This window comes from Pseudomonas syringae group sp. J248-6, assembly GCF_032586995.1.
In the GTDB taxonomy this organism is placed as follows: Bacteria; Pseudomonadota; Gammaproteobacteria; order Pseudomonadales; family Pseudomonadaceae; genus Aquipseudomonas; species Aquipseudomonas amygdali.
Map to the genome: position 1 here is coordinate 78547 of NZ_JAWHOP010000001.1, position 25835 is coordinate 104381.

Sequence of the window (25835 nt, forward strand, 5' to 3'; positions counted from 1 at the left end):
TTTTGCAGTACCCGATCCTGACTGTTCACTTTATAGGCGTCACGGGCCCAGAGCAGGCGGTTAACGACTCCAAGGTGCTCGTTCATCACGCCTTTGGGCGTGCCGGTGGAACCCGAGGTGTACAGCACATAGGCCAGATGATTCGGCTGAAGACCCAGAGCCTTGGCATCCGTGTTGCCGCTCGGCTGCTTAGCCAGTTGCGCGAGGTCATCGCGATTATCGAGCACCAGCACCGGAACGCTTAGGGCTGGCAGATCTGCAAGCAGATCGCTGCTGGTCAGCACTGCCTGCGGCGAACTGTCCTCAAGCATATAGGCCTGACGGGCGCTCGGCAGGTCCGGATCGATCGGCACATAGGCGCCACCGGCCTTGAGAATACCCAACAGTGCCACGACCATTTCCGCGCCGCGCCGCAGGCTTACCGCAACCCGCGTATCCGGCTTCACACCCAGTTCGATCAGGCGATAGGCCAGCTGATTGGCCTGCTGGTTGAGTTCGGCGTAGGTGAGCAACGGCCCGCTGTCGCCGCGCACAGCGCAGGCATCAGGACGCTGGGCGGCCTGTTGCTCGATCAGTTGGTGAATCAGGATGTCGCGAGGATAGGCGAGGGCGGTTTGGTTGAAAGTTGCCAGTTGCTGATGCTCGTTTTGGCTCATCAGCGGGAAGTGTGCCAAAGGGTTGTCGTGTTGATTCAGCACAGCTTCAAGCATGGCGAAAATGCGCTGCTGTATGCGCTGAACTTCCTCGAAGGTGAAGTAAGCCGTGTTGAAGTTGAAGTCCAGGTGGATGTCTTCAGAGGGATGGTAATCGCGTACGAAGATCGCCATGGGCGTCTGTTCGTAGCCGTTGTCCAGCATCAGCACCCGCGCCGGGTCCTCGCCGCCGAACGTGACGTCACCATCGAAGCTTTCGAATGACAGTGAAACATCGAACAGCTGATGGCGTCCGGTTTGCGCCAGCCGCAGGCTACGGTTGAGTTCGGCAATCGGGAAACGCTGGTGACGGTAAGTGCGACGTAGTTGCGTACCGATGTTATTCATCAGGTCGACCAGCGTTGCATGCGGATCGAAGCCCACGCGAATCGGGCTGATCGAGGAAAACATCCCGATGGTGGCTTTCTGACGAGCATTGGTACGGTTATGCACCGGCATTCCGACAACGATCTCATCGACGCCTACGGTACGGCAGAAATAGGTGCTGATAACTCCGACCAGTACATGAGCCACAGACAGGTTGCATTCGCTGGCAAACTGCGTAAGCGCGTTGTAAAGCGCGCGGGGCAACATGGCTTGAACCTGGTCACTGGGGGCTGGACCGTTGGTTACGCCTGCCTTGAAATCTGCTCTGCGTTGCAGCAGAACCGGCGGCAGTTGGGCGTAGGTCTGCTCCCAGAACAGTCGATCACGCTCGTAGCGAGAAGACGTCATGTAGGCCTTGTCTTCTTCAAGGAACGAGAGGTAAGAAGGCCCCTCGGCAAGCGTTTGCTTGCCTTCCAGCAAGCCTGAGTAGGCATCGCCCACGGCATGCGCAATCAGCACTGCACCGATACCGTCGGCGACCAGGTGGTGCAAGCGATTGAACCAGTAATGCAGTTGCGGCCCGCAACGAACCAGGCGTGACTCCCAGAGTTGTCCGGTCATTGACTCAAAGGGTTGGCGGAAGGACTCGCGCAGATGCGCAATGGCATGCTCGGCGTCGCCGTCGACCTCAGGCAAGTCGGTCACTTCAAGCTTGAACGGCGCCTCGGACAGAACACGCTGGCCGCCCATACCACTCTCGTGACTGAAACTCAGACGCAACGCGTCATGGCTGTCGATGACCATCTGGATGGCTTTTTCGAACAGCACAATATCGATCTCGCCCTTGATCTCCAGAGTCATGCCGATGTTGTAGTAAGGCAGGTGCGGGTGTGTGAGCTGATCGAGCCAGATACCTTGCTGAACCGAAGCCAGCGAAAGGGGTTCTTGTTCTTGCGTGCACAGATTGTCGATCAACGAATTCATCTCAAAGCACCTGTTTGCGAAATCAATTGGCTCGTCTCCGGTCGAAGGGCGGCGTGGCATGTGGCTGGACGACTGCCAGTCGGAGGGAGGACTAAAAACATTGAAAAAAAAATAGAGCATCCCCTTGGGGATGTCTGTCGTGGGAAGCTGGGACAACTGCGGGCTTCCGGGCTGGGTGTTCAATGATTCAAGACTGTTCGGTATAAGGCCCGGACCGATTCGACTGGCTTGTGGAGCGGGGTGGTGAAGGGAAGGTTGTTGATTGGTGCTGCGCCAGTGTGCCGCCTGGGAGGTGAGCCGGTTACAGCCGCGCTCAAGGCCGCAGCGCAGAGTGAAGTCGGGGGCCTGAGCCCCCGCCCTTTTATTCGCCGAGGTATCGCGCGACTGTCAGGCGACAGCGGGCTGAAGAACTTCGTCCAGGAAGCTGAAGGCGGTGTGTTTCGATTGCGGGCTGGAGACAAAGAACGCGAGGTGGCTGCCATTGTGTTCTATGTGCAGCGTGGCGTCCTTGATCGACGCAGCGATATGCCGTGAGCCACCGATGTGCGTCGTCGAGTCGGCATCGCCAGCCACGACCAGAGTTGGCGCGCTGATGCGCGCCAGTCGTGGTGCCAGTTCGGTCTTGTTCAGTGCATCATTCAAACGCGCATAGCGATAGAACAACTCGGGATTGACATAGGGGTAAAGCACCACGTGGGCAATGGACTCAGGGGTGGTGGCCAGCGTCGACTGGTCGAGGAACATCGCTTGCAGGTCAGCAGCCTCGCCGCGATCCTGAGCTGCGCTTTCCATCAGCCATTCGAAGTTTTGCTGATGAGCGGTACGCAGATCGTTGTCGCCCAGGTTGTAATCGCCATGCCACAAACTCAGAGAGCTGACCCGTTCGCGGTGGGAAGCGGCGGCGCTCAGGGCGATCACCGCGCCGCCGCAGATGCCCATCAGGTGTGCGGTCGATAGCCTGAAGTGATTCATCACGCTGATCATGTCGGCGACCTGAGCATCGGTGTCCACCGCAATCTGGTCGAACGCCTCGCAGGCACCGAACAGCCCTCGGGTCTCCCAGGTCACGACAAAAAAGCGCTCGCTCAAGGCGTCGAACCAGTCGCGGCAGAGATCGAACGGAATGCCGCAAGGCAATGCCAGAACTACAGGAGGCAGTTCGCGGTTGGCGCTGGCATGCACCAGCAATTGGGCATTGTCACGGGTGGTCAGGTGCAGTGTCTCTATGTGCGGTACTGCACCGCTGAATTCAAAATGCTTGAGCAGTCGACTGAATGCGGTGACGTCTCCAGCATCGTCGAAGTGCTCGTAGCTATAGTCGAGCGCTTCACAGATTTTTCGGCTTATAAAGTATTCGAACGACGACAGTTGTGCCTCGCCACCGTGCAAGTACTGCAGGGTGCGCACGCCGATGCGCGCAAACGCGGCATTGATCGCCCGCTCTGTAGCCCGCACGCTGGAGCAAGCCGGCTCTGGCAGCGGGCCGTTGGCCTGGGCGAGAAAGCTCAGGCACACGGGATCGGGCAAATTGAGGGCAAGGTGCCTGAGCATCCTCACCGTCTCGCACAGACGCATCGCTGCGTCGGAGGAAATAGTCATGGATCGTTACTCTTTTTGGGCGCTTTTTCAGGCACATTGCGCAAGGCTACTGTCGTCTGACGTAGCTGGATCAGACCGCTTCGAATTTTTTGCCGCGTGTGGTATGGGTCACGAGGCGGTTGTATTCCGGTGTTTCGTCACCGATTACCTGCACCGCGCCGTATTTCTCGAGGCTGATGCGGCCGCCGTACTCTTCGATGTGGTCCGAGTCCGGGTAGACGTGCACGAAGGAAGGTACATAGCGTGACGCGAAGCCCATGCGCATTTCCTGTGATTCGCCGCTGTGCGGATAGGATGCGTGCATCAGCGTCGACCAGAAAATGATGAACTGCCCGGCTTTCATCTGCATGGGTACAGCAGAGGCTTCGTCAGGTTTCCAGTTCTCATCGATCTGCAACTGGCGATAGTCGTAACCGAAGAAACCGCGACGCACGCCGTCCTTGACCACCGAATTGTTGGCATCGGGCTCATAGCTCATGCGCTTGGTTTCGTCATAGTTCATGCTGTTCTGGGTGCCAGGAATGAACTGCAGGCAACCATTGGCAATGTTCGCGTCAGTGAACGCCGTCCAGACGGTGATGGTGCCGCCGAACTCTTCGTTCTCCGGCCAGATGATCTGCGGTTTGCCGGAGGCATTGGCGAAGGTATCGGCCTGATGCCAGTCGGTGCCTTCATCACCCGGATATTTAGGAAAGAACTCGGTGCGCCAGCAGAGCACGTTCGGACCGAGGATGCTTTCGACGCGGTCGCAGATTTCCGGGCGGCAGATGTGGCTGGCCAGAAAGTCATCGTCCAGATGGCGGTCATAGTTGGCGATGTTGGTACCACCGGAGATGGCGTCCAGATCCTGGTAGGCCGCGGCGCTACGGTCGAGCAGACGCAGACGGGTGCGCTTCCAGGTTTCTTTCATTTCTTCTGGCGAGTAGGCGTCAAACGGACCGATAAAGCCGTTTTTCTCGAACGAGGCACGCTGTTCCGCAGTTAAAGCGAATTTTTTGCTCATGAGCTTTTCCTTTTCGGTCAATGGGCTTGAACAAGGCTACGGGAGATGTGGTCGGCCAGGACTTTGGCCGTTGCGCCATCCGCCAGGATTCCTGGGTCGAGGTTGATTTTGTAGTGCGCTTTGAGCTTGCTAAGCGAACGGATCAGCGCCAGCGAGGTGCCACCGGAATCGAAGAAATCATCATTGACGCCGATGTTTTTCAGACCCAGATCTTCGCTCCAGACCTTGAGCACGAAGTGCTCCTGTTCACTGAGGCCCTTGACGTCTGCCGCACGTAAAGGCGCTGTGTCAGCGGTAGGCGAGGGCAGTTGTTGCTTGTCGATTTTGCCGTGGTGGGTCACCGGCAGCGATGCCAGCGGCACATACACCGAGGGCCGCATGTACTCCGGCAAACTTTCGGCCAGCAGTGCGGCAACTTCGCTGCGAGTCTGTTCTGTCCAGGCATCGACGCCCTTGCCTGGCACCACGTAAGCCACCAGACGCAGGTCGCCATCACCGTAATCGTGTACACCGACATGGGCAGCGGCAACGTTCGGGCTGGTTTGCAGAGAGGCCTCGATCTCGCCCGGCTCGATGCGGAAACCGCTGATTTTCAATTGTTCATCGCAACGACCGGCGTAACGGTATTCACCATTACTCTCCAGGGTCATCAGGTCGCCAGTGCGGTAGGCGCGTACAGCACCGGGCAACTCGACGAAACGCTCGACGTTGAGCGCTTCACGGTTCAGATAGCCCTGAGCCACGCCGGCGCCTTCGATGTACAGCTCACCCGTGGTGCCTTCCGCGACCGGGGCCAGGCTTGCGTCAAGCAGGTGCAGGCGCCAGCCGTCCAGCGGTTTGCCGAGAGAAACCATGGCGGCTGTTTCCAGGTCCTGCGCCAACACTCGCTTGAAGGTGGTGTGAACGGTGGCCTCGGTGATGCCGTACATGTTGATGAGCGCAGGCTTCTGGTCGCCATGGCGCTCGACCCAGGGACGCAGCACGGTAGCGGGCAACGCTTCGCCGCCGAAGACCACGTAGCGCAGGGCAAGAGGTGCAGTATTGCCACGATCAGCTTCATCAAGGCCGCGGAAGGCCGATGGTGTCTGGCTGAGCACGGTGACGCGCTGATCGGCAAGCCACTGACGCAGGCTGGCAGGAGAGCGCGAGACTTCATACGGCACTATAGCCACCTGGCCGCCGTGGGCGAGGGCGCCCCAGATTTCCCAGACCGAGAAGTCAAAACCGATGGAGTGGAACATCGACCAGACGTCCTGGGCGTTGAAGTCATAGGCGCGCTGGGTACTTTCCAGCAAACGACTGACGTTGCCATGGGAAACCTGCACGCCTTTGGGCTCACCGGTGGAGCCAGAGGTGTAGATGATGTAGGCAGTGACCTGATCCGGGTCTGAACGGCCGTCTTCGGCAGCCAGTTTCAGCGCCGGTGCGGACAGCAACTCGTCAAGGGCCAATACGCGCAGAGACGGTATTTTCGGCAGATCTGCAGCATCGCCGATGATCAGGCTGAGGCCGCTGTCGCGCATGATGTGTTCGACGCGCTTGCCAGGGTATTGCGGGTCAACCGGCACATACGCGCCACCGGCCTTGAGAATGCCCAGCAGACTGATGACCAGATCGACGCTACGCGACATGTACATCCCCACACGCATTCCGTGGGTCACACCTTCACTGCGTAAACGCGCAGCCAGCTTGGTCGAGAGTGCTTCGAGCTGTGCGTAGCTCAAGGTCCTGAGCGTATCACTGACTGCGATGCGCTCAGGAAATTGACGTGCCCTGTCAGTGAATATCTCGTGCAGAAAAGCACCGGGCTTGAGAGGGGCTGACGCGGCGCCAAGCGATTCGTCAGTGTTCTTGATCGGCATGACAAAGGCTCCTGTTTAGTAACCAGGTGCAGCGTTCAAATCCACTGCACTCAAGACATCCCTGCGGCCTGAAGGATCTGTTCGAAGGGCCGGCAAAATCCGCAGTTGGCGCATTTCAGCACCGACTGCCGGCTTGCGTCTGTCGAGGGAAATGGGGACAAGGCCCTGGCGAACACCATGAATTCGCTTTGACATGCTGCGCGACCGCTGTCCCGGAATGCGGTGACAGACGCCCCCCGGCCATCAGTGTTTTTATTCTTGCGCGGTGCTGGAACGTGTTGGTCTGGCACCAAACAACGTGGATGTGAAGGGCTGAGGTCCAGGAGTTTATGCATGAGTCTTCAAGCTAACACTGCGCCCGTTTTCGCTGACGAACAGCGAGCGGAGGCGCCAACGTGGCCCGACGGAGCCGCTGACCCCTCGGTGCGGTTGTCCCTGCTGGCTGCTGGCATCAGTTTGCCAATGGTCGTCGAGCCAATCGCTGATGGACTGGACCCGACTCAGTGGGCCAGCGAGCGACGCGAGGCAATCGAGGCATTGTTGTGTCGTCACGGCGCGGTGTTGTTTCGCGGGTTTGACCTGCCTTCGGTCGCCGCCTTCGAAGCATTTGCCGAGGCGCTGTCGCCTGGCCTGCACGGCACATACGGCGATCTTCCAAAGAAGGAAGGCGGGCGCAATGTCTATCGCTCAACGCCGTATCCCGAGCGCGAAATGATCCTTTATCACAACGAGAGTTCGCACCTGGAAAGCTGGCCTCGCAAGCAGTGGTTCTTCTGTGAGAAGCCATCGAAAGTGGGCGGGGCAACGCCGCTGGCGGACATTCGCCAGGTGCTCGCCTATCTGCCCAAAGAGGTGGTCGAGCGCTTTGAAAGCAAAGGCCTGCTTTACAGCCGCACCTTCACTGCCGGTGTCGAGCCGAGCTGGGAATCGTTCTTCGGCACCTCTGAGCGCAGCGTTATTGAACAGCGTTGCCGCGAGCAAGGTACAGACTTCGAATGGCTTGACGGCGACACGCTGCAGCTTCGCACCCGGTGCCCGGCGGTGATCAGCCATCCGTTCACCGGCGAGCGTGGCTTTTTCAATCAGGTGCAGTTGCATCACCCCTATTGCATGGGCGAAGAGCTACGCGAGGACCTGCTCGATATGTTCGGCCCCGACCGCCTGCCAAGGTTGGTCAGCTATGGCGACGGCTCAGCCATCGAAGACTCGGTGATGGCCTTGATCGGTGATGCCTACGAGGCTTGCGCAGTGCGCTTCGACTGGCGCAAGGGCGATGTGGTGATGCTTGACAACATGCTCGTCGCCCATGCCCGAGACCCTTATGAAGAGCCCCGGCTGATCGTTGTGGCCATGGGTGAAATGACTGATCGGGGCGATGTCTGGCAACCGGCCTGAATGATCGACATCCATTGATACCGTCAGGGCTTTCACACATCGGCGCCCACGCGGACCAAGCATCCAAGGACAGCAACCAATGAAAACCAAGCAAGAAAAGAAGGCCAGACCAGGCTCGATCATGCGTCTGTTGTGGAGCAACCATCCCTGGCTGACGTTCTTTACGCTGCTGACCGGGCTCATCAGCGGCGTTGCGTCCATTGCCGTGGTCAATGTGATTAACCAGGCGATTCACGAAGAGACCTTTCAGCGTGAGTCGTTGTTCTGGTTCGTTGGCCTGAGCCTGGTTGCCCTGGTTTTCCGCAACGGTGCGTCGCTGTTTCCGGCCTACGCCAGCATGCGCATCATGACCCGTATGCGCATTGCCCTGTGCCGCAAGATCCTCGGCACGCCGCTTGAGGAAATCGACCGCCGTGGTGCGCCGAATGTGCTGACCCTGCTGACCAGTGATATGCCGCAACTCAACGCTACGCTGTTGGTCATGCCAACGATCCTGGTGGAGTCGGCGGTGTTCCTGTTCGGTATTGCCTACCTGGCCTACCTGTCCTGGGTGGTGTTTGCAATAACCATCTCGCTGATGGTGCTGGGCGTTGCAATGTACATGCTGTTTTTCATGGGTGGCATGAAGTTCACCCACAAGGTGCGCGACGAGTTCACGGCCTTCAACGAATACACACACGCGCTGGTGTTCGGCCTCAAGGAACTGAAACTCAACGGTATTCGCCGCCGCTGGTTCAGCCGCTCGGCGATCCAGGAGTCTTCGGTACGGGTCGCGAAGTACAACTACATTGAACGGCTCTGGTTCACTGGCGCCGAAAACGTTGGCCAGTTGACCCTGTCGTTGCTGGTCGGCTGCCTGCTGTTCGTTGCGCCGATGTTCGCTGTTATCGATGCCAGGACCATGAGTGCCAGTGTGTTGGCGGTGCTGTACATCATGGGCCCGCTGGTAATGCTGGTCAGCGCCATGCCGATGCTGGCCCAGGGACGTATTGCCTGCACGCGCCTGGCGGATTTCGGATTCTCCATCAACGAACCGCACCCAGAACCGGAAACCAGCGATGCCGACAATGTGCTGCTCCTCGATCACAAGAAGTCATGGGGGAGTATCCAGCTGAAGAACGTACACATGAACTACAAGGACCCGCAGAGCAGTTCCGGTTTTGCCTTGGGACCTATCGACCTGACGATTCACTCCGGTGAACTGGTCTACATCGTCGGCGGCAACGGTTGTGGCAAAAGCACCCTGGCCAAAGTGTTTTGCGGCCTGTACATCCCGCAAGAGGGTCAACTACTGCTCGACGGTACGGCGGTCACAGACGACTCGCGCGGCAACTATCGCGATCTGTTCTCGGCGGTGTTCTCTGACTTCCATGTGTTCAACCGATTGATAGGTCCTGACGAGAAAGAACATCCCAGCACCGATCAGGCGCAGAAATACCTGTCGACTCTGGGCCTGGAAGAAAAGGTCAAGATCGAGGGACTTGGTTACTCGACCACCACGGACTTGTCGTACGGCCAGCAGAAACGCCTGGCACTGGTTTGCGCCTACCTGGAGGACCGTCCGATTTACCTGCTGGACGAGTGGGCCGCCGACCAGGACCCGCCGTTCAAGCGTTTCTTTTACGAGGAATTGCTGCCGGACCTCAAACGTCGCGGCAAGACGATCCTGATCATTACTCACGACGATCAGTACTTCCAGTTGGCCGACCGCATCATCAAGTTGGCCGACGGTTGCATCGTCTCCGACGTGAAGTGCGAGGTCCAGGGCAAGCGCGCCTGAACTCAAGCGCAGTCCAAATTCCCAGGGATGGTCCTTCACAAAACTGCATGAAGCAGGCTCGTCCCTGGCTCCGAATCGACTACCGGTTATCGCTGCCTTTTGTATGCGGCCAGGCCGACCCTTTGCGAGAAGAAATGTATGGCATTTGCCCTGACCGCTGCGCAACGCAATATCTGGCTGGATCAGATGACCCAGGGCGACTCGCCGTTATACAACATCGGCGGCTATATGGAGATCGATGGTGCCGTCGATTCCGTGTTGTTCCAGCAGGCCGTGGACCTGTTGATTGAAGAACACGATGCTCTGCGCATGGTCCTGCTTGACGAACGTGACGAGGAGGGCTTGCCGCTACAGGCCTTCGCCTCGAGCATGCCGCAGTGTATGACTCCGATCGACCTGCAAGGGCATGACGACCTGCGTCAGGCAGCCGCACACTGGGTGCAGACCCGGCTTGAACAAGCGTTCAGGCTCGAGGGTGGGCCACTCTACCGAATGCATTTGCTCAAACTCGAAGAGCAGCGCTTCTACTTTGTGTTTTATACCCACCACATCGTGCTCGACGGCTGGAGCATCGACGGTGTCTGTACGTACCTCAGTGAGATTTACAATGCGCTGCTCAATCAGCGCACGCCTGACGTTGCCGCACCGTCCTATGTCGATTTCATCAAGGACGACCTCAAGTATCGCGGGTCGCGACGTTTTTCGCTCGATCAGGCCTACTGGCTGGACAAATACCGTGAGATCCCCGATCCGTTGCTGACAGCGCGCCCGCGCCAGGTCTCTATTCAGAACCAGACAGCACACAGCCGCAGCGGCCACATCAGCTCCGGTCTTGACCGTGGTCTGGAGCAGCAGATCGACGATCTGGCGCTTCGACTGCAAGCCTCGTCGTTCCATGTTTTGCTGGCAGTGCTGTACGTGTACTTCACCCGCGTCTACCAGCGTGATGAACTGGTCATCGGCCTGCCGATTCTCAACCGCTCCAATGCCGGCTACAAGAAGACCCTGGGGCTTTTTACCCAACTCAGTTCGGTGCGCCTGAAATTCAGTCCAGACCTGCCGTTCGCAGAACTGGTCCAGGGTATATGTCGGGCAGTCAAGCAGGATTACCGCCACCAGCGGTTCCCGGTCAGCGACCTCAACCGGCTGCTGGAATTGCGCCGTACCGAGCGTACCCAATTGTTCGATCTGACGTTCTCCTATGAGCGCCAGAACCTTCCGCTGCATTTCAATCAGGCAGCCGCCAGCACTACCAAGTGTTCGAACAACCACGAACAGACGCCGCTAGCTATCTACCTGCGCACCAACGCCTGCGAAACTGAATCGTGGATGCACTACATCTACAACGAGGCGTTTTTTCAGCACGACGAGATTGTCCTCCTTGCCGAGCGCTTGCAGCGTGTTATGGAGCAGGGGCTGACGAATGAACAACTCCCGGTGAACGGGTTCTCGCTGATCAGCGAGACCGACACCTCCCGGGTTCAGGCGTGGAATGCCGATCAGCCACATTTCGCTGATGACCTGACTATCCACCAGCAGTTCGAAGCACGCGCTACAGAACGACCAGACGCCGTGGCGCTGATGTTCGAAGAGCAGACCCTGAGCTACGGCGAACTCAACGCCCGCGCCAACCAGGTCGCGCATCGCTTGCTCGCGCTGGGTGTGCGCCCGGACGATCGCGTAGCGATCTGCGTCGAGCGTGGCCCGGCGATGATTATCGGCTTGCTGGGTATCCTCAAATCCGGTGCCGGTTATGTACCGCTGGACCCGGCTTACCCACTTGAGCGCCTGGCCTATACCCTCGGCGACAGCACGCCAGTGGCATTATTGAGCCAACAGTCAGTACAACAAGCGTTGCCTGTCTGCGAAGTGCCGCTGATCTATCTCGACGACGCCGACCTGCAGAACGAATCCGTGTGCAATCCGCAGGTAGCGGTCAAGTCCAGCGACCTTGCCTACGTCATCTACACCTCCGGCTCCACCGGACTGCCCAAGGGCGTAATGGTCGAGCATCGCAACGTTGCGCGGCTGTTCTCGGCCACCGAAGAGTGGTTCAGCTTCAATGAACAGGACGTGTGGGCGCTGTTCCATTCGTTCGCCTTCGACTTCTCGGTCTGGGAAATATGGGGCGCACTGCTGCACGGCGGCCGTTTGTTGATCGTGCCGCAACTGGTCAGCCGCTCGCCGGAAGACTTCTACAACCTGCTGTGCAGTGCCGGGGTGACGGTGCTTAACCAGACGCCGAGTGCGTTTCGGCAACTGATTGCTGCCCAGGGCGAGAACGCGCAGGCGCATTCGCTGCGTCAGGTGATTTTCGGTGGTGAAGCGCTGGAAACGGCGATGCTCAAGCCGTGGTACGCCCGTAACATGAATGCCGGTACACAACTGGTAAACATGTACGGCATTACCGAAACCACAGTGCATGTGACCTATTACCCGTTGCAGCCTGAAGACGCCCAGCGCGTTGGTGCCAGCCCGATCGGCAAGCGCATCCCTGACCTGCAACTCTATCTGCTCGATGCCTTTGGTCATCCGCTGCCACCGGGTGCGGTGGGTGAGTTACACGTCGGCGGGGCAGGCGTGGCCCGTGGTTATCTCAATCGCGATGAATTGAACGCGACGCGCTTTCTCGACGATCCATTTGCCTCGGTACCCGGCGCGCGGATGTACCGCTCTGGCGACCTGGGTCGTTGGTTGCCGGACGGCAGCCTGGAATACCTGGGCCGTAACGATGAGCAGGTGAAAATTCGCGGTTTCCGTATCGAGTTGGGAGAGATCGAAGCTCAATTGATCGCCTGCAGAGGCGTGCGTGAAGCAGTGGTCGTGGTGCGTGAAGACGAACCGGGCGATAAACGTCTGGTGGCCTATGTCATCGGCACAGCAGACCTGGAACCGGACGCCACCTACTTACGTGAACAGCTGCGCCTGTCACTGGCCGAGCACATGCTGCCGAGCGCTTTTGTCAGCCTGGAAAGTTTCCCGCTGACCGCCAACGGCAAGCTCGACCGCAAGGCTCTGCCGCTGCCTGCGGCCGAGGCCTTTGCCCGGCGCCAATACGAGGCACCGCAAGGCCTGACGGAAATGCGCCTGGCCGGGTTGTGGACCGAGTTGCTGGGCGTCGAGCAGGTAGGCCGTCATGACCAGTTCTTCGAACTGGGTGGGCATTCCATGCTGGCAGTGAAACTGATCGAACGCATGCGCGACGTCGGTCTGAATGCCGATGTGCGCGTGCTGTTCGGCCAGCCAACCCTGGCCTCCCTGGCGGCCGCCAGCGGCAAGGTCACAGACGTTAAGGTGCCCGCCAACAAGATTCCCTCCGACTGTCGGCACATTACCCCGGACATGTTGCCTCTGGCCCGACTCACTCAAGCCCAGATCGACCGCGTGGTCGCCACCGTACCTGGGGGGGTGAGCAATGTGCAGGACATCTATGGGCTGGTGCCGCTGCAGGAAGGCATCCTCTATCACCATTTGACGAGTGAGGACGGTGATCCGTACCTGTTGCAGGCTGTGTTGCGGGTCAATAGCTTCGAGCAGTTGCTGGACTTCACGGAAGCCTTGCAGCAAGTCATCGATCGTCACGACATTCTGCGTACGGCGGTGGCCTGGGAAGAACTCGACGAACCGGTGCAGGTGGTCTGGCGTCAGGCACGGCTGCGCGTCGAGGCGTTTTTACCGCACCCGGAGCAGGGTGATGTCGCGGCCCAGTTGCAGGCACAGTTCGATCCACGGCGGATACGCATGGATCTGCATCAGGCACCGATGATGCGCCTGCATTACGCAGAGGATCCCGTCAACCAAAGCTGGGTGGCGGTGTTGCTGTTCCATCACCTGATCGATGATGCCACCTCGCTGGCCTTGCTGGGCGCAGAGATCGAGGCGTTCAGACAAGGGCGCGGCGAACATCTGCCAGCGTCGGTGCCGTATCGCAATCATGTGGCTCAGGCCCGATTGGGCGTGAGCCGTAAGGAGCACGAAACGTTTTTCCGCGACATGCTCGCCGATATTGACGAGCCGACCCTGCCGTTCGGCCTGCAGGACGTACAAGGCGACGGCAGCAGAGTCGAAGAAGCCCTGTTGCCGGTTGACCCGGAGCTGGCCAGACGTCTTCGCGCCCATGCCCGGCGCCTGGGTGTCAGCAACGCGAGCCTGCATCACCTTGCGTGGGCACAGGTGGTAGGGCGCTTGTCTGGTCGTCAGGATGTGGTCTTCGGCACTGTGCTGCTAGGCCGTCTGCTCAGTGGTCAGGGCGCCGAACGAGCCTTGGGGATGTTTATCAATACCTTGCCATTGCGCGTCGCTGCCGGCGAGCAGGGTATTCAGGCTGCTGTGCGCACCACCCATGCACGCTTGGCGGCGTTGGTCAGTCATGAGCACGCGCCGCTGTCACTGGCCCAGGCATGCAGCGGCGTGGCCGCACCGACACCGTTATTCACTGCGCTGATGAACTACCGGCATGTTGCGGTCGGCGCCCAGACACCTCAGGAGGCAGGGCAGACCAGAACCTGGGGCGGTGTCGAAGTGCTCGGCGGTGAAGAGCGCACCAACTACCCACTGTCCTTGTCGGTGGACGACCTCGGAGAATCCTTCGGTCTGACCGTTCAGGCAGTGGCCGGAATCGGTGCCCGGCGCATCTGCGGTTACATGCACACCGTGCTGGAGCAACTAGCCGACGCGCTGGACAGTCGGCCAAATGCACCCTTACACAGCCTCGACTGGTTGCCCGCGCACGAGCGCCGCCAGTTACTGGAAGACTTCAACGCGTTCAATGGTGCCTACCCGCAAGATCTACTGCTGCACCAGATGTTTGAGGCTCAGGCGGCTGCGCAACCCGACTCGGTAGCAGTCACCTACGAAGGCCAGCAACTGAGCTACCTCGAGCTCAATCAGTGGGCCAACCAGATTGCCCATCGGTTGATCGCCGAAGGCATTGGCGCTGATGACCGTGTGGCGATTTGTGTAGAACGCAGTCTGGAAATGATCGCGGGCCTGGTGGGCATTCTCAAGGCCGGCGCAGGCTACGTGCCACTCGACCCTTCTTACCCTGCCGAACGCCTGGCCTACATGCTTGAGGACAGCGCACCGAAAATGCTGCTGACCCAGCGCGGTTTGCGCGAGCGGTTTGCGCAGGCCGTCCTGCCGGTGTTGCTGCTGGAAGCTGACGCCCGCGCCGAGAACGGTATCGACCGCACGCCGGTGACCAATCCACAGCTCGCGGGGCTTGGTGCACAGCACCTGGCGTACCTGATCTACACCTCGGGCTCTACCGGACAGCCCAAAGGCGTGGCCATGCCCCATGCGCCGTTGGTCAATCTGATGCATTGGCAGATCGCCCAGACTGTCGAGCACGGTCGCCCGAGGCAACGCACCTTGCAGTTCGCCGCGCTGGGTTTTGATGTGGCCTTTCAGGAAATCTTCAGCACCTTGTGTGCAGGTGGCGAACTGTCTCTGATCCACGGCGATACCCGTCTGAATTTCCGCCGCCTGTTCCAACATATCTGCGAGCAGCGTATCGAACGCCTGTACATGCCGTGTATTGCCCTGCAGGCATTGGCCGAGGCGGTGGTCGCTGAACCCGAACAGACTGATTGCCTGTTGCAGGACGTAATCACTGCCGGTGAGCAACTGCGAATCACCGAACCGATGCGGCAGTTCTTCGCCCGTTTGAACGACGCCCGCCTGCATAACCACTACGGCCCGACCGAGTCCCATGTGGTCACGGCGCTGACCCTTGAGGGCGACCCGCAGGCCTGGCCGACCTTACCGAGCATCGGCCAGCCGGTGGCCAATACCCGCATTTACCTGCTCGACGAACACATGCGCCCGGTGCCGGTGGGCGTGGCAGGCGAACTGTACATCGGCGGTGCGTGTGTCGCGCGTGGCTACCTGAACCGTGATGACCTGACCAACGAACGCTTCATCGCTGATCCGTTTGCCGCCAGCGATGTCGGCAACCCACACGCGCGCCTGTACAAGACCGGCGACCTGGGTTGCTGGCAGGCCGACGGCAAGATCGTCTATCTGGGCCGTAACGACGATCAGATCAAGATCCGAGGTTTCCGTATCGAACTGGGCGAAATCGAGGCGCGCCTCGGTCAATTTCCGGGCCTGCGCGATGCAGCGGTGCTGGCCCGCGAAGACGTTCCCGGTGAAAAGCGCCTGGTCGCTTATTTCAGCGTGCAGACCGGGCAGGTGGTGCCCGAGGCCGACCAGATGCGTCTGCATTTACAGGCGCTGCTGCCTGATTACATGATCCCGGCAGCCTATGTGCACCTGGAAAAACTGCCGGTCTCGCCCAACGGCAAGCTGGATCGTCGCGCACTACCGCAGCCATCAGCCGATGCCTTCGTCAGTCGCGACTATCAGGCTCCGATCGGCGACACCGAAATCATGCTGGCTGAGCTCTGGGCCGACGTGCTGAGTGTTGAACGAGTCGGTCGGCACGACCATTTCTTTGAGCTGGGTGGTCACTCGCTGTTGGCGGTGAAGCTGATCGAGCGCATGCGTCAGGCTGGCCTGAGTGCCGATGTACGCGTGCTGTTCGGCCAGCCCACCCTTGCCGCACTGGCGGCGGCTGTGGGCGGCGGTATCGAGATCGAGGTTCCGGCCAACGGCATTCCCGACGGCTGCGAGCACATCACCCCGGACATGCTGACCCTCACTTCGCTGGACCAAGGGACTATCGATCGCATTGTCGCCGGCGTTCCCGGTGGTGCGGCCAATGTGCAGGACATCTACCCGCTGGCACCATTGCAGGAAGGCATTCTTTATCACCATCTCGCCGCGGAGCAGGGCGACCCGTATCTGCTGCAAGCAACCTTCGCCCTGCATGATCCGGCGCACGTACGACGCTTTGCCGAAGGCTTGCAGGCAATGATCGATCGCCATGACATCCTGCGCACGGCGCTGGTCTGGGAAGGTCTGGAACAACCGCTGCAAGTGGCTCTACGCCGGGTCGAGCTGTCGATTGAGCAAATCACCCTGGCACCGGGCGGCGGCGATATCGTCGCCCAGATGCAACGCCGTTTTGATCCCCGCGAGTACCGCCTCGATCTCAGCCAGGCCCCGCTGGTTCATCTGGCCTTTGCCCAGGACTCGGAGAATCAGCGCTGGGTGGCGATCCTGCTGTTCCATCACATTGCCCTCGACCACACCGCGCTGGACGTGATGAGCGCAGAAATGCTCGCTCACATGCAAGGCACCGCGGCGCAAATGCCGGCGGCGATGCCTTACCGGAATTATGTGGCGCAGGCCCATCTGGGCGTGAGTCGCGAACAACATGAAGCATTTTTCCGCGAGATGCTCGGCGATGTCGATGAACCGACGCTACCGTTCGGTCTGCTTGAGGTGCAGGGTGACGGGCAGGGTATCAAGGAGGTTCGCCACGCGCTTGCGGCTGATTTGTGTCAGCGTCTGCGCACTCAGGCGCGGCAACTGGGGGTGAGTGCAGCAAGCTTGCATCACCTGGCCTGGGCGCGAGTGCTGGGCAGCGCCAGCGGGCGTGAAGACGTGGTATTCGGCACGGTGTTGCTGGGGCGCATGCAAAGCGGCCTGGGTGCCGACCGCGCCTTGGGCATGTTCATCAATACCTTGCCGCTGCGGGTCGATGTCGGTAGGTGTGCAGTGCGTCAGGCCGTGCGTCAGACCCACGCCCGTTTGACCGCATTGCTCGGCCACGAACACGCGCCGCTGGTGCTGGCGCAACGTTGCAGCGCGGTGGATGCAGCGTCGCCGCTGTTCAGCGCGTTGCTCAACTATCGCCACAGCCCGGCACGTGAAGCCAGCGGTGGCGATCGTTGGGCGGATACCCAGGTGCTCGGCGTACTCGAACGGACCAATTACCCGTTGACCCTGTCGGTGGACGATCAAGGCGAAGGCTTCCTGTTGAACGTACAGGTAGCAGCCGGCTTCGATGGCCAGCGGATCTGCGACTACATGCAGACCGCCCTGAGCCATCTGGTTCAAGCCCTTGAATCCGCGCCGGACTCAGCAGTGCGCGATCTGCCGGTGGTGCCGGAAGCCGAACGGACGGAGCTGCTGGTGGCGTTCAACGACACCGCGCGGGACTATCCGCAGCAACAGACCGTGCATAGCCTGTTTGAAGCTCAGGTGCGGGCGTGCCCCGAGGCTTGTGCGGCAATCCACGACGGCGTTGCCTTGAGTTATGCAGAGCTCAACACTCGGGCCAACCGTCTGGCGCGGCATCTGCTGGGTCTTGGTGTACAGCCGGGTGACAGCGTGGCGACTTTGCTGGAGCGCAGCCATGACCTGCTCGCCAGTCAACTGGCAGTGCTCAAGTGCGCGGCGGTGTATGTGCCGCTGGACATCAATGCACCGGTCGAGCGTCAGGCATTCATGGTTGAGGACAGCCAGGCGCGTGTACTGCTCACTCACAGCCAAGTGTCGCTGGAAACCGCTGCGCAGCGTGTCGATCTCGATGGTTTGACCCTGGATGATCTGAAAGACACTGATCTGGCGTTGCCGCAGTCCGCCGAAAGTGTTGCCTACATCATGTACACCTCTGGTTCGACGGGTGTTCCGAAAGGTGTGCTGGTGCCGCATCGGGCCATAAGCCGTCTGGTGATCAACAACGGTTATGCCGATTTCAACGCTCAGGACCGCGTGGCGTTCGCTTCCAACCCTGCATTTGACGCCAGCACGCTGGATGTCTGGGCACCGTTGCTCAACGGCGGCTGCGTGGTGGTGATCGGGCAGAACGACTTGCTGTCTCCGCGCGACTTCCAGCGTCTGCTGCTGGAGCAATCGGTAACCGTGCTATGGATGACCGCCGGGTTGTTCCATCAATACGCTCCGGGGCTGGGCGAGGCTTTTTCGCGGCTGCGCTACCTGATTGTCGGCGGCGATGTGCTGGACCCGGCCGTTATCGGCCGGGTGTTGGCGAATAATCCGCCACAGCATCTGCTCAACGGTTATGGCCCGACCGAGGCGACGACCTTTTCCGCGACCTGCGAGATTGTTTCGGTCGGCAATGGCTCGATTCCTATTGGCAAACCCGTAGGCAACAGCCGCCTGTATGTGCTCGATAGCCAAGGCCAACCCGTGCCATTGGGCGTGCCCGGCGAGCTGTATATCGGCGGGCAGGGTGTCGCCAGGGGTTATTTGAATCGGGATGAACTGACCCTTGAGAAATTCGTTGCCGACCCGTTCGACAGCGACCCACAGGCGCGCTTGTACCGCACCGGCGACCTGGTTCGCTGGCGTGCCGACGGTAATCTGGAATATCTGGGTCGTAATGACGATCAGGTGAAAATCCGTGGTTTCCGTGTTGAACCGGGTGAAATCGAAGTACGCCTGGCCGAGCATTCGGATATTCGTGAAGCCGTGGTGCTGTGCCGTCAGGATGAGCCTGGTGACAAGCGTCTGGTCGCTTATGTCACGGCGCAGCAGACTGAAACTGCGCTGGACATCGAACGCCTGCGCAACCATCTGCAAGGCTTGTTACCGGACTACATGGTGCCGGCAGCCTACGTGCAGCTCGATGCGCTGCCGCTGACCGCCAATGGCAAGCTCGATCGCAAGGCCCTGCCAGTGCCGGATGCGCAAGCGCTGATCAGTCGTGGTTACGAAGCACCGCAAGGTGAGGTCGAAGCAGTGCTGGCCGAGATCTGGGCCGAGGTACTGCTGGTCGAGCGGGTTGGTCGCTACGATAACTTCTTCGATCTGGGCGGGCACTCTCTGCTGGCCATGCGCATGGTGTCTCAAGTACGCCAACAGCTGGGCGTGGAATTACCGCTGGGCGAGCTGTTTGCACTCGGTGAACTGGCAGCGGTGGCCGCAGCGCTGAATGGCGTGGCGCGCAGTGAACTGACAGCAATCCTGCCGGTGAAGCGTGATCAGCCAATGCCATTGTCCTTCGCCCAGCAAAGGTTGTGGTTCCTGGCACAGATGGACGGCGGTAACGAAGCCTATAACATCCCGATGGCACTGAGCCTTGTGGGGGCGCTCGACGTCACCGCTCTGGCGCGAGCCCTGGCACGTATCGTCGAACGCCATGAAACCTTGCGCAGTCGATTTGTGACCTGTGAAGGCGCTGCGCAAGTACTGTTCGTGCCCACCTGCGCAGACGCCGGGCTGTCTGTCGAAGACATTCGTCATGCGCCTCATGGCCTGGAAGAGTTTATTCGGGTCGAGGCGGTAGCACCGTTCGATCTGGCTAACGGCCCGCTGATTCGCGCTCATTTGCTGCAAGTGGCCGACGACCGTCATGTGCTGCTGATGACTGTGCACCATATCGTCGCCGATGGCTGGTCGATGGCTGTCCTGAGCCAGGAACTGCTGGCGCTGTACCCGGCGTTCTGCCAGGGACAGCCCGATCCACTGCCGGCGCTGGCGATCCAGTACGCCGATTACGCGGTATGGCAACGTCGCTGGCTGTCCGGCGAACGCCTGCAACACCAGGCCGCCTATTGGCATCAGGCACTGGAGGGAGCGCCGACGCTGCTCACGTTGCCGACTGATCGGCCACGTCCGGCGCAGCAGGACTTCGCCGGTGCCAGCCTTGCCGTGCAACTGAATGCAAATCTGGCAGCAGACCTGCGCAAACTGGCACAACGTCAGGGCGTCACGCTGTACATGGCGCTGATGGCCGCCTGGGCGACGACACTCACGCGCCTTTCGGGTCAGGCCGACGTGGTGATTGGCAGCCCGGTGGCAGGGCGAGGCCATACCGAACTTGAAGACCTGATCGGCCTGTTCGTCAACACCCTGGCGGTGCGCATCGACACCTCGGGCAATCCGAGCGGCGAGGCGCTGCTGGCCCGGGTCAAGGCCCGCGTACTGGAAGCACAGGAGCATCAGGACCTGCCGTTCGAACAGGTTGTGGAAGTCGTTCGCCCGACACGCAGCCTGGCCCATCCTCCTTTGTTCCAGACCACGCTGAACTGGATGCCGGGAAAAAACGTTGCCGATTCGCTTGGCGACCTGAGAGTGGAGCCGGTCGAGCAGAACAGTCAGGTGTCCAAATTCGACCTTTCGCTGAACCTGAGCGAGCAGGGCGAGACGCTGGCAGGGACGCTGGACTACGCCACGGCGCTGTTCGACGAAACCACGGCGCAACGGTATCTCGGCTATTTCATGCAGATCCTCGAAGCCCTGGCGGCTGATGAGCAGACGCATCTTGATCGCATCCCGCTGGTCGGCGAAGAGGAACGCCGTTACCTGCTGGAAACGCTCAACACGACGGCGCTGGCGCAAGTTGATGACGAGCAGACCGTGCACGCCATGATCGAAGCCCGGGCAGCCAGCGCGCCTGAAGGTGTCGCGGCTCAGGTGGGCGAGCATTGCCTGCACTATGGCGAGATGAACCATCGCGCCAACGCCCTGGCCCATCACCTGATCAGTCTAGGCGTAGGTGTCGATGATCGCGTGGCGGTCATGGCCCGTCGCGGGCTGGACACGCTGGTGGCCATGCTCGCCGTCCTCAAGGCAGGCGCAGGCTATGTCCCGGTCGATCCGTCGCACCCTGACGAGCGCATTGCCTATCTGCTGACCGACAGCGCACCCAAAGTGCTGCTGACCCAGCAGGCTCTGATGAACCGTGTGCCGCAAACGTCTGCACCGGTCATCGCCTTTGACCGCCCTGAATGGCCGCAACGCCTGGAAAACCCGCAAGTGGCGGGGCTCACCCCCACGCATCTGGCTTACGTAATCTACACCTCCGGCTCCACTGGCCAGCCAAAAGGCGTGATGGTCGAGCACCGCACCCTCGGTAACCTGATCGACTGGCATTGTCAGGCCTTCGATCTGCAGGCTGGCAGTCATACCGCCAGCGTCGCAGGCTTCGGCTTCGACGCCATGGCCTGGGAAGTCTGGCCGGCGCTGTGTGCCGGGGCGACCCTGCACCTTCCGCCTGCGGACGTGGGTAATGAACAGATCGATGCGCTGCTCGACTGGTGGATCGCTCAACCGCTGCAGGTGGCCTTCCTGCCGACCCCGGTCGCCGAATATGCCTTCAGCCGCGACCTGTCTCACCCCACCTTGCGTACGCTCTTGATCGGTGGCGACCGTCTGCGCCAGTTCCAGCGCGATCCGGGCTTTACCGTCATCAACAACTATGGCCCGACCGAGGCCACGGTGGTCGCCACGTCGGGGCGTTTGCTGCCCGACGGCAGACTCGACATCGGCACACCGATTGCCAATACCCGCGTGTATCTGCTCGATGAGCATCAACAACTGGTGCCGCTGGGTGTGGCGGGCGAGCTGTACGTCGCCGGAGAAGGCGTGGCGAGGGGGTATCTGAACCGACCGGAGATGACCGCCCAGCGCTTTCTGCGTGATCCGTTCCACGCCAACGCCCGGATGTACCGCACCGGCGACCTGGCACGCTGGAACGCCGATGGCACTCTCGACTACCTGGGGCGCAATGATGATCAGGTCAAGATTCGCGGCGCGCGCATCGAACTGGGCGAGATCGAAGCGCAGCTAAGTCGGTTGCCGGGCATTGAAGAAGCGCTGGTGCTGGCCCGAGAGGACGAACCGGGACAGCCAAGGCTGACGGCGTATTTCATCGAGCGCGACGGTTCGCTGTCGACGCCGGTGGCAGAACTGCGCTCTGCCTTGCTGACAGTGCTGCCTGGCTACATGGTGCCCAGCGCCTTCGTGCGTCTGGACGCCTGGCCGCTGACGGCCAATGGCAAAGTCGACCGCAAGGCCCTGCCAATGCCGGATCGCAACGCGCTTCCGGATTGGGACTACGAGGAACCCCAGGGGCCGGTGGAAATGGCCGTGGCCGAGATCTGGAGTTCGTTGCTGCACGTCGAGCGGGTGGGTCGTCATGACCACTTCTTCGAGCTGGGCGGGCACTCGCTGTTGGCCGTCAACCTGATCGCGCAAATGCGGCGCCAGGGGCTCGATGCCGATATTCGCACCCTGTTCACACAGCCGACGCTGGCCGCGCTGGCTGCGGCGGTGGGTAGCCTGAATGAAATAACAGTCCCGCAAAACGCCATCCCGGACGACTGCAAGCGCATTACGCCAGAGCTGCTGCCACTGGTCGATCTCGATCAGGCCGCCATCGACCTCATTGTCGCCAGCGTGCCCGGCGGCGTGGAAAATGTGCAGGACATCTACCCGCTGGCACCACTGCAGGAGGGGATTCTCTACCACCATCTGGCTGCCGAACAAGGCGATCCGTACGTCCTGCAAACGGTATTCGAGACTGCTGACCGAACGCGTTTGAATGCCTTTGTCGATGCCTTGCAAAGTGTGATTGATCGCCACGACATCCTGCGAACTGCAGTACTTTGGCAAGGCCTGGAAACACCGGTGCAGGTTGTCTGTCGTCAGGCTCGGCTGTTGCTGGAGCAGGTCGAACTCGACCCGCTCGAGGGGCCGATCATGGAGCAACTGCAACAGCGCTTCGACCCTCGCCATTCGCGGCTGGACATTAGCCAGGCACCACTTCTGCGGCTGATCTTCGCCGAAGACCAGCCCAACCAGCGTTGTGCGGCGATCCTGCTGTTCCATCACATGGTCCTCGACCATACAGCGATGGAGATTGTGCTCCACGACATGCAGGCGCATCTGCTGGGGCAGGCTGACCAACTCGAAGCAGCCATTCCGTATCGTAACTATGTGGCCCAGGCTCGCCTGGGTGTAAGCCGCGAGGCCCACGAAGCGTTTTTCCGCGAATTGCTCGGTGACATTGACGAACCGACGCTGCCGTTCGGGCTGCTGGATGTGCAAGGGGATGGCCGCGATGTTGAAGAAAGCAGCCTGATACTGGACCGGCAGTTGAATAGGCGTCTGCGCGCCCAGGCACGGCAGCTGGGGGTAAGCGCCGCAAGTCTGATGCATCTGGCGTGGGCTCAGGTATTGAGTCAGGTATCGGGCAGGCGCACCGTCGTATTCGGCACCGTGTTGATGGGCCGCATGCACAGTGGCGAAGGCGCCGAACGGGCGTTGGGCATGTTCATCAATACCTTGCCGCTGCGCGTCGATCTGGCCGGGCAGGGTGCACGGGACGGCGTACGAGCGACCCATGCCCGACTCACCGCATTGCTCGGTCATGAACACGCGCCGCTGGTGCTGGCGCAGCGTTGCAGCGGCGTGGCGGCACCGTTGCCACTGTTCAGCGCGCTACTCAACTACCGCCACAGCAGCGTGGCAGAACCCACCAACGAATCGATCGAGGCCTGGCGCGGCATCGACGTGCAGAATGGTGAGGAACGCACCAACTACCCGTTGACCTTGAACGTCGATGATCAGGGTGACGGTTTCAGATTTTCAGTGCTGGTGACCGGCAAAGTCGGTGCCGGGCGAGTCTGCGGGTACCTGCAGACCGCGCTGGAAAATCTGCTTGTCGCGCTGGAGCAGTCACCGGACGCCGCGCTCGAAAGCCTGCCTATCCTGCCTGCTGCCGAGCGTGAGCAGTTGCTGGTGCAGTTCAACGACACCGCGCTGGATTACCCGCAGCAGCAGACCATTCACGGGCTGTTTGAAGCGCAGGCCGAGCGCACACCGCAAGCCATGGCAGTGGTTCATGGAAAACAACGCCTGACCTATCGCGAGCTTAACGAACAGGCCAACCGCCTGGCGCATGCCTTGCGCAAGCAGGGCGTGCAGCCGGATTCGCGGGTCGGGATCTGTGTGGAACGCGGCGTGGAGATGGTCGTCGGGTTGCTGGCGATCCTCAAGGCAGGTGGCGGTTACGTGCCACTCGACCCGGCTTACCCGGTAGAACGAATTGCCTACATGTTGCAGGACAGCGCGCCTGCCGCTGTGCTGGCGCAGTCGGCGACTGAGGCGTTACTGGTCGACGTCTCGGTACCTGTGATCAATCTTGATGCAAGCAACTGGCAGGAAGAATCCGCCCGGAATCCGCAGGTGCCGGGCCTGACTTCAGCGCATCTTGCGTACCTGATCTACACCTCAGGTTCGACCGGCCTGCCGAAAGGCGTGATGATCGAGCACCGCAATACTGTGAACTTCCTCAGTTGGGCGCACACGGCATTCGACGGCTCTGCGCTGGAAAAAACACTGTTCTCCACCTCGCTGAACTTCGACCTCGCGGTCTACGAGTGCTTTGCGCCGCTCACCTCGGGTGGCAGCATCGGGGTGGTCACAAACGTGCTGGAACTGCAACACGGCGAGCACGATATCGGCCTGGTCAACACCGTACCGTCGGCGCTGAAAGCGCTGCTGGAAATCAACGGTTTGCCAGAGTCGGTCCATACCGTCAACGTCGCCGGTGAAGCACTCAAACGCAGTCTGGTGGAAAACCTGTTCGAGAAAACCAGCGTGCAGCGCCTGTGCAATCTCTATGGCCCGTCGGAAACCACCACTTACTCAAGCTGGGTGGCGATGGATCGCGAAAACGGCTTCGCTTCGCACATCGGCAAACCAGTGGGCAATACACAGTTTTACCTGCTGGATGAGCAACAACAGCCCGTGCCACTGGGTGTAGCGGGAGAGATCTACATCGGCGGCGCGGGCGTGGCCCGCGGCTACCTGAACCGTGACGACCTGACTGCCGAACGCTTCCTCGCGGATCCGTTCAGCCGGCAGCCCCAGGCACGTATGTATCGCACCGGCGACCTGGGTCGCTTCCTGCCAGACGGCAATATCGAATACCTGGGCCGTAACGACGATCAGGTGAAGATTCGCGGCTTCCGTATCGAGCTCGGCGAGATCGACGCGTGTCTGGCCAGGCATCCTGCCGTCCAGGATACGGTAGTCACCGCTCGTGAAGACGTCCCCGGTGACAAACGCCTGGTGGCGTATTACACGGTCCGGTCGACGCAAACGGAACCAGCCATCGACAGCCTGCGCGGCTGGCTGCTAGGGCAGTTGCCGGCCTACATGGTCCCGGTGGCCTATGTGCGTCTCGATGCATTGCCTCTCACCCCTAACGGCAAACTTGACCGCAAGGCGCTCCCTGCGCCGGGCGAGGGCGCGTTGATCAGCCGTGGCTACGAAGCTCCGCAAGGCGAGAGAGAAGTACTGATCGCCGAGATCTGGCAAGACTTGCTGGGTGTGACGCAGGTTGGCCGACATGACCATTTTTTTGAGCTGGGAGGTCACTCCCTGCTCGCCGTCAGCCTGATGGAACGCATGCGTCAGGAAGGCCTGGAGGCCGAGGTCAAGTCGCTGTTCAAACACCCCACCCTCATGGAATACGCAGCAACAACGGAAAGAATGGAGATTGTTCTGTGAGCATGATTGAACTGTTGGCA

6 protein-coding genes and 1 pseudogene (1 of these 7 running past the window's edge) are annotated in these 25835 nt (G+C 60.5%); 3 read left to right on the forward strand and 4 right to left on the reverse strand.

The window, feature by feature from the left end; genetic code table 11:
- The 4 genes and pseudogenes from syrE to syrB1 form a co-directional block, all read right to left on the reverse strand.
- Positions 1-2123: pseudogene (syrE, locus tag RYC17_RS00225) on the reverse strand (syringomycin E biosynthesis non-ribosomal peptide synthetase SyrE) (its annotated part extends 17338 nt beyond the left edge of the window); the annotation flags it as partial.
- 267 nt (positions 2124-2390) lie between these two features.
- Positions 2391-3602 (reverse strand): syringomycin E biosynthesis aminoacyltransferase SyrC, encoded by a 1212-nt coding sequence (gene syrC, locus RYC17_RS00230; protein WP_316890144.1) that lies wholly within the window; start codon positions 3600-3602, stop codon positions 2391-2393.
- 70 nt (positions 3603-3672) lie between these two features.
- Entirely contained in the window at positions 3673-4605 is a 933-nt protein-coding gene (syrB2, locus tag RYC17_RS00235; protein WP_003383694.1) for a syringomycin E biosynthesis L-threonyl-[L-threonyl-carrier protein] 4-chlorinase SyrB2, read from the reverse strand.
- Positions 4606-4622: 17 nt separating this feature from the next.
- Positions 4623-6467, reverse strand: a complete 1845-nt coding sequence (gene syrB1, locus RYC17_RS00240; protein ID WP_058402103.1) for a syringomycin E biosynthesis L-threonine--[L-threonyl-carrier protein] ligase SyrB1 — start codon at positions 6465-6467, stop codon at positions 4623-4625.
- Between the two features lie 333 nt (positions 6468-6800).
- Between syrB1 and RYC17_RS00245 the strand changes: the two genes are divergently transcribed.
- The 3 genes from RYC17_RS00245 (at position 6801) to RYC17_RS00255 (ending at position 25815) form a co-directional block, all read left to right on the forward strand.
- On the forward strand, positions 6801-7862 hold the full coding sequence (locus RYC17_RS00245; RefSeq protein ID WP_122280354.1) for a TauD/TfdA family dioxygenase: 1062 nt from the start codon (positions 6801-6803) through the stop codon (positions 7860-7862).
- A 79-nt stretch (positions 7863-7941) separates the two neighbouring features.
- Positions 7942-9642 (forward strand): cyclic peptide syringomycin export ABC transporter SyrD, encoded by a 1701-nt coding sequence (gene syrD, locus RYC17_RS00250; RefSeq protein ID WP_316890153.1) that lies wholly within the window; start codon positions 7942-7944, stop codon positions 9640-9642.
- A 138-nt stretch (positions 9643-9780) separates the two neighbouring features.
- Positions 9781-25815, forward strand: a complete 16035-nt coding sequence (locus RYC17_RS00255; protein ID WP_316902084.1) for a non-ribosomal peptide synthetase — start codon at positions 9781-9783, stop codon at positions 25813-25815.
- Positions 25816-25835: the final 20 nt, after the last annotated feature.

Coding starts and splice junctions, on each gene's coding strand:
- syrC (WP_316890144.1), bottom strand. CDS start 3,602: ATGACTATTTCCTCCGACGCAGCGATGCGTCTGTGCGAGACGGTGAGG.
- syrB2 (WP_003383694.1), bottom strand. CDS start 4,605: ATGAGCAAAAAATTCGCTTTAACTGCGGAACAGCGTGCCTCGTTCGAG.
- syrB1 (WP_058402103.1), bottom strand. CDS start 6,467: ATGCCGATCAAGAACACTGACGAATCGCTTGGCGCCGCGTCAGCCCCT.
- RYC17_RS00245 (WP_122280354.1), top strand. CDS start 6,801: ATGAGTCTTCAAGCTAACACTGCGCCCGTTTTCGCTGACGAACAGCGA.
- syrD (WP_316890153.1), top strand. CDS start 7,942: ATGAAAACCAAGCAAGAAAAGAAGGCCAGACCAGGCTCGATCATGCGT.
- RYC17_RS00255 (WP_316902084.1), top strand. CDS start 9,781: ATGGCATTTGCCCTGACCGCTGCGCAACGCAATATCTGGCTGGATCAG.